Origin of the sequence: Actinomadura sp. CNU-125 (genome assembly GCF_001942465.1) — a bacterium.
In the GTDB taxonomy this organism is placed as follows: domain Bacteria; phylum Actinomycetota; class Actinomycetes; order Streptosporangiales; family Streptosporangiaceae; genus Spirillospora.
This window is the reverse complement of record NZ_MKJY01000238.1, coordinates 1-8,356: the sequence shown is the minus strand read 5'-3', so window position 1 is coordinate 8,356 and position 8,356 is coordinate 1. Positions and strand designations below refer to the sequence as shown.

General features: G+C 67.5%; 11 protein-coding genes. 5 read left to right on the top strand and 6 right to left on the bottom strand.

Features of this window, described 5'->3' with window-relative positions; all coding sequences use genetic code 11:
• The 4 genes from BJF79_RS26095 to BJF79_RS26080 all read left to right on the top strand — a co-directional run.
• Window positions 1-344: helix-turn-helix domain-containing protein (locus BJF79_RS26095; RefSeq protein WP_143220175.1), on the top strand; the 344-nt coding region annotated here is incomplete at its 5' end.
• Window positions 341-595: a hypothetical protein gene (locus BJF79_RS26090; RefSeq protein WP_143220174.1), complete on the top strand. Its 255-nt coding sequence runs from the start codon at window positions 341-343 to the stop codon at window positions 593-595. The genes BJF79_RS26095 and BJF79_RS26090, both read left to right, overlap by 4 nt.
• Before the next feature lie 185 nt (window positions 596-780).
• On the top strand, window positions 781-1,872 hold the full coding sequence (locus BJF79_RS26085; protein ID WP_143220173.1) for an IS110 family transposase: 1,092 nt from the start codon (window positions 781-783) through the stop codon (window positions 1,870-1,872).
• Between the two features lie 52 nt (window positions 1,873-1,924).
• A complete protein-coding gene (locus BJF79_RS26080; protein ID WP_075901273.1) occupies window positions 1,925-2,173 on the top strand; it encodes a transposase in 249 nt (82 codons plus the stop codon).
• Here BJF79_RS26080 and ltrA read toward each other — a convergent pair.
• Window positions 2,170-3,255 carry a group II intron reverse transcriptase/maturase gene (ltrA, locus tag BJF79_RS26075; RefSeq protein WP_083733929.1) on the bottom strand — a complete coding sequence of 362 codons (1,086 nt, stop codon included), beginning with the start codon at window positions 3,253-3,255 and terminating at the stop codon, window positions 2,170-2,172. The two genes, BJF79_RS26080 and ltrA, sit on opposite strands and share 4 nt — an antisense overlap.
• A gap of 523 nt (window positions 3,256-3,778) precedes the next feature.
• On the opposite strand from ltrA, the gene BJF79_RS26070 reads away from it, so the two are divergent.
• The gene (locus BJF79_RS26070) at window positions 3,779-4,528 is read left to right on the top strand and encodes a DDE-type integrase/transposase/recombinase (protein ID WP_083733927.1); all 750 of its coding nucleotides are present in this window, start codon (window positions 3,779-3,781) and stop codon (window positions 4,526-4,528) included.
• A 765-nt stretch (window positions 4,529-5,293) separates the two neighbouring features.
• Here BJF79_RS26070 and BJF79_RS26065 read toward each other — a convergent pair.
• The 5 genes from BJF79_RS26065 to BJF79_RS26050 all read right to left on the bottom strand — a co-directional run.
• Window positions 5,294-6,850, bottom strand: a complete 1,557-nt coding sequence (locus BJF79_RS26065) for a tyrosine-type recombinase/integrase (protein WP_075901271.1) — start codon at window positions 6,848-6,850, stop codon at window positions 5,294-5,296.
• The gene (locus BJF79_RS26060; RefSeq protein ID WP_075901269.1) at window positions 6,851-7,096 is read right to left on the bottom strand and encodes a helix-turn-helix domain-containing protein; all 246 of its coding nucleotides are present in this window, start codon (window positions 7,094-7,096) and stop codon (window positions 6,851-6,853) included.
• Between the two features lie 8 nt (window positions 7,097-7,104).
• Window positions 7,105-7,539, bottom strand: coding sequence for a hypothetical protein (locus BJF79_RS26055; RefSeq protein ID WP_075901267.1), 435 nt, complete (start codon window positions 7,537-7,539; stop codon window positions 7,105-7,107).
• Complete coding sequence (locus tag BJF79_RS61655) at window positions 7,536-7,670, bottom strand: hypothetical protein (RefSeq protein ID WP_262402599.1); 135 nt, start codon at window positions 7,668-7,670, stop codon at window positions 7,536-7,538. The genes BJF79_RS26055 and BJF79_RS61655 overlap by 4 nt, the downstream gene beginning before the upstream one ends.
• Window positions 7,667-8,356 (bottom strand): TRM11 family SAM-dependent methyltransferase (locus tag BJF79_RS26050; RefSeq protein ID WP_075901265.1); only part of this gene is annotated, 690 nt, incomplete at its 5' end. The genes BJF79_RS61655 and BJF79_RS26050, both read right to left, overlap by 4 nt.

Sequence of the window (8,356 nt, the reverse complement as noted above, 5' to 3'; positions counted from 1 at the left end):
CCGAGCTGAACCGCGGCCCCGCCGCGCACGGCTGGGCCCACGACCAGCGGTGGACGCTGGACCGGGTCGCCGAGGTGGTCCGCCGGCTGTTCGGCATCGACTACACCCGGCCCGGGGTATCGCTGCTGCTGCGCCGCAACGGCTGGTCGGTGCAGGTCCCCGGACGCCGCGCCATCGAACGCGACGACCAGGCCATCGAGGTATGGAAAGAGCGGGTGTGGCCGCAAGTGGAAACACCGCGGCGGACCCGGGCGCCTGGATCTGCTTCTCCGGCGAAGCCGGTCAAGGGCTCAGGCCGCCCAACCGGCGCACCTGGAGCCGCCGCGGACACCGACCCCAGGTGAGGGTGCACGGCGGCGACCACGGCTCGCGCGTCTCGATCGCCGGGATGGTCTGCTACCGGCCCGGCCACCGATCCCGCCTGATCTACCGGCTCCACCGCTACCGCCGCCGCAAAAACGAACGCGCCGGATTCACCCTCACCGAGTACACACGCATGCTCCAGGCCGCTCACCAGCAGTTGCCGGGCGGCAAGATCGTGCTGGTCTGGGACAACTGTGAGACTCATCGGGCGCCGTCCGGGCCGGAGGTCTGACCCGTGGGACAACTGGCCTGGCTGCCCTGTTGAGGATCTGTCGGCATCCGGCCTGGACGGCGCTCACTGCCGCCGGACCAGCAGGCGTGTCCCGATAGGGGCCTTGCCGCACAAGGCACCATCACAGTTCTGACCGCTCACTGGCCCGGCGTCGGCCATCATCCCCATGCCGATCAAGGAGCCGCGTGACCGTCGTCAGCATGCCCCAGACCGCTTTGCCCGCCCACCCCGAGGACCAGCCGGCGCAGCAGGTGATCCTCGGGGTGGACACCCACAAGGACATGCACGTTGCCGCTGTGATCACCGCGCTCGGCGTCCTCCTGAATTGCCAGGAGTTCCCGGCCACTGCCGCCGGATACCGTCAACTCCTGTCCTGGGCCCGTTCCTTCGGTGTTCTGCACCGTGCGGGAGTGGAGTGCACCGGGTCCTACGGAGCCGCCCTGACCCGGTTCCTGACCCGGGAGAACATCCAGGTCCTTGAGGTCAATCAGCCCGACCGTGCCACCCGCCGCAAGCGCGGCAAGACCGACGCCGTCGACGCCGAAGCCGCAGCCCGCTCCGTCCTGTCCGGACGCGCCGATGTCACACCCAAGACCGGCGAGGGCCCGGCTGCTGACCTGCGGATACTGCGGCTGGCGAAGGAGTCGGCCGTCAAGGCCCGCACGCAGGCGAAGAACCAGCTCAAGGCCGTGCTCATCGGCGTTGATCCCGAGCTGCGCGAGTCGCTGTCCCCGCTGAGCAACGCGGCCCTGATCACCCGGTGCGGCGACCTACCCGAGACCGGGAGCGCGGCTGTCTTCACCCTGCGCCTGCTGGCCCGCCGCATCCAGCAGCTGACGGCCGAGGTGAAGGAACTCACCCGCCGGGTCCACCACGCCATCCGCGCCTGCCACCCGCAGCTGTTGGAGCTCCCCGGCGTCGGCCCGGACAGTGCCGCCGCTCTGCTGATCGCCGCCGGCGACAACCCCGAGCGGCTGGCCAGCGAGGCGTCCTTCGCCGCTCTGTGCGGGGTCAGCCCGGTCGAGCAGTCCACGGGCAAGACCCAGCGCCGCAGGTTGAACCGCGGCGGCAACCGGCAGGCCAACGCCGCCCTCTACCGGATCGTGATCACGCGCATCCGCCGAGACCCACGCACCCGCGACTACCTCGAGCGACGGACAAGGCAAGGCATGTCCAAGCGCGAGATCATTCGCTGCCTCAAACGCTATGTCGCCCGCGAGATCTACCGGCACTTCCAGGAGACGACAGCTCCCACAGCCGTGCATTCTGCCGCTTGACGCAACATAGGGGCATCCTCGGCATCCACCACTCCAAAGCGATGCGCGCGTCATCGAAGATCACGCCGACTGGCTGACGGTGTTCTACCTGCCGGCCTACGCCCCCGAGCCGAACCCGGCCGAGACGGTGTGGTCGCTGCTGAAACGCTCCATGGTCAACTTCCTGGCCACCGACCTGGACGACCTCGCTGGCATGATCAAGCACCGGCTCGAGGTCATCCAGCACCACCCCGGCGTGATCGACGGCTGCCTCGCCCACACAGGTCTCACCTTCACCACCACACCCGCCATCACCAATTAACACTGGTTAGGTAATCCCGAGCCATCGAGCTCTGAGCGAAGACCGGGCCGTGCGGGTCGCTGGGATCGCGAACGGCTATCCGAGCGAGTGTGCAGGTGCCAGGACCTCACAACCCGCCCCATCGTCTTCAGAGCCTCCTTGCTGACCGCCGGCGTGAACGACAGGAACTGCGCGCCCTTTCGGTCGCGATTCTTCCTGGCGCGGAAGGTGAACCCCAGGAACGTGAACGCCGTGTGCTCGTGCGAGCCGCGGCGCCGCTGGTCCTTGCAGTACACAATCCGGGTCTTGTCCGGGTGCAGTTTCAACCCGACCTCGACCATCCTGTTCCGCAGCGCCTCCAACACCTCGCGAGCCTGGCGTTCCGTGGCGCAGTGCATCACCGCGTCGTCGGCGTACCGCTCGAACTGGACGGTCGGGAACTCCCGGTCCATCCAGGTGTCGAACGCGTAATGCAGAAACAGCTTTGCCAGCACGGGTGATACCGGGGCCCCTTGCGGAGTCCCGCGTTCCCGTTGCAGCAGGGCACCGTCGGGCATGACGAGCGGGGCAGCAAGCCACCTGCGCACGTACAACTTCACCCAGACGACTTCGGTATGCGCCTCCACCGCCTTGACCAGGAGGTCCCAGGGCACGCTGTCGAAGAACCGGGCGATGTCGAACTCGACGACCCAGTCCCGTTTCCAACAGCGTTCCCGGCACTTCTCCACGGCATCCAAGGCGGACCGTCCGGGCCGATATCCGTAACTGTCCGGGTGGAATAATGGTTCCACCCGGCGCATGAGATGCCGGGCCACTACGGTCTGTGCCACACGATCGGAAACAGCGGGGATGCCAAGCATCCTCACACCATCCCCGTGCGACTTCGGAATTGCCACCGCGCGCACCGGAGGTGGAAAATAGGAGCCTGAGGACATGCGGTTCCAGACTTTGTAGAGGTTGCCCCTTAGGTCCTTCTCGAAGTCCTCAATACTCTGTCCATCCACGCCCGGTGCACCTTTGTTTGCTCTGACTTCCTCCCATGCATCCTTGATTTCCCACTTGGAAATTTCGAACGGTTTGATCTTCGACTTCAACTGGCCCACCGTATTCCTCCCGGAGTACTTCCGGTTGATGCGATCAACGCAGTCACGAACGACCCGGCCCCTTCGCTCCGCCCCCGTTACAGGGGCTTCATCACTACTACGGGCCGGTCCGCCGGCAGGACCCGGATCGGTACTCAGCCCCTCACAGTTTCTGCTGCTCAGAGTGCTCCCTCTCGCCCCCGTCACACGGTGGGCAGTACCGTGTCCTGCCTTCTCCTGTTCCGTACGGCGCCGCAGACCGGGCTCACGTCGCCTACATGCCGGACGCCACCTGGCCAATAAGCGGGCACTCGCCAGATTCATCCCGGGATCTATCCCATACCCCGATTTTGACGCCACCTGATTGTGTTACGACACGTCAGCAGCGATTCACTTGCGTTCGTCTTCCCGATCCCCACCTGACGCCTCTTCCGACGCCTTTTCCTCATCGCTCACCACGACGGTCTTCAGCCAACGCAGCATGAGGCGGTTTGGCCCCCCCGCAGGGCGATCCCGAAGGGCCAACCTTCATCATCCGTAAAGCATCACTTCTAGAAAGCTGCCTATATGCGCTTCCTTTCATGTTCAGGACACAAGGGACATCACGAAACTGAAAGGGCCCGTGCGCGGCGTCCATTACCTGCTGTACGTCATCATCGACATCTTCTCCCGCAAAGTCGTGCACTGGGAGATCCGGCCCACCGAGAACGGCACCCTGGCCAAGGAGTTCATCCAGCACGCCATCACCGCCAACGGCGGCGTGGCGCCCCGATCGATCCACGCCGACCGCGGCACGGCGATGGCCTCGAACACCGTCGCCGGGTTGCTCGCCCTCCTGGGCATCGATCAATCCCATTCCCGGCCGCACGTATCGAACGACAACCCCTACTCCGAAGCACAGTTCAAAACCCTCAAGTACTGCCCGGCGTTCCCTGGACGGTTCGGCTCGATCGAAGACGCCAACGGATTCTGCAGCCGGTTCTCACCTATTACAACCACGAACATCGCCATTCCGGGGTTGGGATGCACACCCCCGCCACCGTCCACGACGGCACCGCCGCCCAGATCCAGGCCCGCCGGGCCGCCACCCTTCACGCGGCCTTCCGTGCCCACCCTGAACGGTTCCGCGGACGATGCCCCTCCCCGCCCCCGCTACCGGACAAGGTCTGGATCAACCCACCGCCCGAACCACTCCAGACCGACAACCAGCCACAAACCACCCACGTGGCCTGACGTCTCATCAGGTTTGACAAGTTCCGCTATCGTCATTCTTGGTAGTCAATCAGGGTGGTGAAAGACTCTTCCTCCGAGCCGAAGACGGGCGTCCCTGCCGAGCCTCATGAACCTTGGCGCGTTGACCACCGCCGCCGACGTCGCCGCCGACGTCCCGGGCGGAACAGCAGATGGGTGACACCGATCGTCACCGGTGTGCTCGCCGCCACAAGTACGGCCACCGCCCCGCAACTCGCCACGACGACGAATGTCCCAGCATCAGCGCCCCAGACACGCACGACCACCGCGATGCACCAGAGCCCGTCCGCATATCCGCCTCCGCTCAAGCGGAGCACGACACCGGCGCCACAGGAACATGTCACTTCGAAGGCGAGCCCGTCCGCGCGCGATCGGGATCGCGGAGAAGCCGAGGCAGGAGATCCACCAAGGCGGGTTCCGGCGGCTGCAAAAGAACGCGACGACCGTGCGCAACGCCAGCACACCGCTGAACGGGAACAGGGGCGCGGGACGGAGTCCGTCCCGCGCCCGCGTGTTCGCACACCGCGGCAGGCGCAGCGCCAGCCGGGCTGGATCAACGCCGAGTGCCACCGACGGTATCCCGATGACAGCACCCGCCGATCCGCATGCATCGTCGCGCTGCGCGGCGCATTGGGTCGTTGACCTGTCCTCGAGCAGCCCACTGCGTCGTCCAGTCGGGGGTGCTTGTCGTTCGTCTTGGCGTTGGCCGGTCGTCGATACCGTCGCCGTCGGCGAGGTCAGAATCGGCGCCGCCCGGTGTGAAGGGGTTCCGGTTGCCCGCGAGCGTCGTACCGACGCTCGCGGGCGGTCACTTTGCCTTGAGGACGATGGCGGCGGCGTCCTCGGCGGACTGGCGCGCGAGTTGAGGTAGGACACTGGTGTAGATGTCGGAGGCGATCGCCAGCGACGACAGCCGCAATGTCTCCTGGACGACCTTCATGTCGTGTCCGGCGGCCAAGAGGAAGGTGGCGGCGCCGTGCCGCAGGTCGTGCAGCCGGATCGGTGGCAGTCCGGCTTCCATGGACAGTTGCAGGAACTGTTCGGTCACCTCGTTGGGCTCCACCGGGCCACCGGCCGGGGTGGTAAATACGAACCCGGTTTCGGTCCATGTGCCACCGGCCTCGAGACGTTCGGCGTTCTGCCGTGCTCTGTGGGCGCGTAGCTCTTTGATGGTGTGGGAGTCGAGGTCGATGCGGGCTTCTCCTGCTTCGGTCTTGGGTTTGCCCTGGAAGGTTTCGTGGCCGATCTGGGTGATCTGCCAGCGGATCGTTGCGGTCCCGCTTGCCAGGTCCACGTCGGCCCAGCGCAGCCCGCACGCCTCGCCGCGTCGCAGGCCGCGGAAGGCGATCAGGTGGTACAGGGGGTAGAGCCGGTGGTGACGGGCCCGGTCCAGGAACCGCTTGGTCAGGGCGGGGGTCCACACCATGACTTTGGAGGGCCGTGGGGCACCGGCGTAGGCGTCGAGCCGGTTGATGTTTTCTCCGATTCGTTTGTGGGGTTCGAGGCGGGCTTGGTGTTTGCGGCGGGCGTTCATCCTCTGGATGTGGGCGGCGAAGTCGCGTTCCCACTGGATGATGCGTTCGTCGGTCCACACCAGGGCCTTGGGCGCCTTCCCGGACGGCAGTTCGATCAGGGAGGCGACGTTGACCTCGATGATCCGTTCCTTGATCGCCTTGTTCAGCGCCGCGCGCAGCGTGGCGCGGATCCGCTGCTTGGTGGCCGGACTGACCACCCGGCGGCCCTTAACCTTGGCGCGCAGCCTCAGGTCGCCAGTCTCACGGGCACGAACGACGAGCTGGTTGTGTTCGTCGATGGCGTCGAAGACGCGGTCGACGTCCTGGACACGGAGCCGCTCCAGCGGGATGTGGCCGAGGTGGGGTTTGAAGTACAGGCGGATGTGCTGGGCGTAACTGCGGCGGCTGCCCTCGCGCAGGTTGCGGCGTCCGACCAGCCAGGCCTCCAGGTACTCTCCGACCGTGATCGACCGGGACAGGTCTTGGCCGGTGCGGGCTTTGCGTCGCACCTTGTCCGGCTCCGGAAGCATCTTGGTCGTCCGGACAGTCGCGGTGATCAGGTCGGCAATCTGCACCCGTGCGGTGTCGTCGTCACCGGCGATGGCCAGGAGTTCTTTGGCCTTGTTCAGTTCGACCTCGGCGGCGTCCTGGGTGGCGAAACCGCCGCGCCGCAGTGGGGCCCGCCGAGCTCCCACCGCGGTAGGCGGGAGCTCGAGCTGGTACCTCCATGTGCCGTGGTTGCTGCTCCACCGGCCGTTGGCGCGGCGCAGCTTCGGGCATCGTCTGCCCAGCAGCTTTCCCTCCTCGTCGCGGCATCCGCAGGTCTTGAAGGTGCTTCCCTTGGCGGCCATTCAGGCACTCTCCGGTTCTTCGGGCTGTCCGCCCGGCGCCTGGTCCGGGCATGTGAGTGCCACGCCGAGAACGGCGAGCAGGTCGGCGGTGGGCACCCGGTAGCTGCGGCCGACCCGCAGCACCCGGCACGGGAAGTCCCCGGTGCGGGCGAGCTGGTAGACCTTGGTGCGTCCGACGCCGAACACGCGTCCTGCGGTGACCAGGTCGATGGTGGCGGGCAGCGAACGGATCTCCGCCGCAGTCATCCCGGCCTTCACCTCCCGCCCCCAGCGGAGCGCCGGCGGGGGCGGGGCGGGTCGGTATCACGGGTTTCCTCCAGCGGGTCGGGACTGCCCCGGCGGCCGGACGCGTCCGCCGTTCCGTGCCGGTCGGCGCGGTCGTCCGGGCCGGGGCGCCGGTATCGACGCTCGTCTCGACCACGCCCGTCAAGCCTGGCCCGTCCGCGTCCCAGGGACGGCGGCAGGGTGACGGGGGCGGTGATGTGCTGCGGACGCCCGTTCGGGCTGGTCAGGTGCCAGGCGGTGCCGCAGCGGTAGGCGCGCAGCCGGGTTCCGGGTGCGGCGATGCGGGCGGCGTGGCGTGCGGTGCGACGGGTTTCGTAGCGGGCGCGTCCGCACCGTCCGCACATCCCGAGTTGCAGCAGCGCGAGCATGTGGCCGACCGGGTCGGACATCGGGTGGCGGTTCATCGGTCGTCTCCGGTCAGATCGGTGGCTTTCCGGAAAATCAGGAGATCTTCATGGGCGGTGATGCAGGCGGGGATGCCGCGGTCGCGGGCGCGGCCGGTCTCCAGCATCTGGAAGAAGGAGGCACGGCTCACCAGCCTCCATCGCGGAGTCCGGCCAGCAGAGCGGCGTGGCGGCCGGTCAGGACGAGTCCGTGCCGGGCGGCGGTGTCGATGACCTGTCCGGGCAGGTCGACCAGCTCGCCTTTGACCCGGATGGGCCGGACGGTGACCGCGACGGCTCCCGCCGGCCGCAGCAGGGTGGCGGTGCCGGCGAGGATCTGCCCGAAGCCGTCCAGCAGCGCGGGCAGGGGTCGGTGGGCGAGGTTGCCGCGGTCGGCCGAGTAGCGGTGGTGGCGTTTGATGAGACTGCCGCCGCCGTTGTCGCGTCCGGACCGGACGTGCCCGTGGGTGTAGGACCCGTACGGCGGTGAGGTGAGCGCGAGCGCCGCCTTGCCCCGCAGTGGTGCGCAGATGGTGGCGATGTTGCGGGCGTCGCCGCACATCAGCTGCGGGGTTCCGGTGGCGCCCTGTGCGTGGGCGTGGCGGAGGTTGTCGGCGGTGAGGTGGACGAACTCGGGTTCGTACTCCACGCCTGCGGCGTCCCTGCCGAGGTGGACGGCTTCGACCAGGGTGGTGCCGATCCCGCACATGGGGTCGATCACCAGGTCGCCGGGCTCGGTGAAGGCGGTGATGACCTGGGCTGCGATGGCGGGCAGCATCTTGCCGGGGTGCCGCATCGACTCGCGTGTGTAGCGGCCCTGGCGTTGGAGCCGGGACGG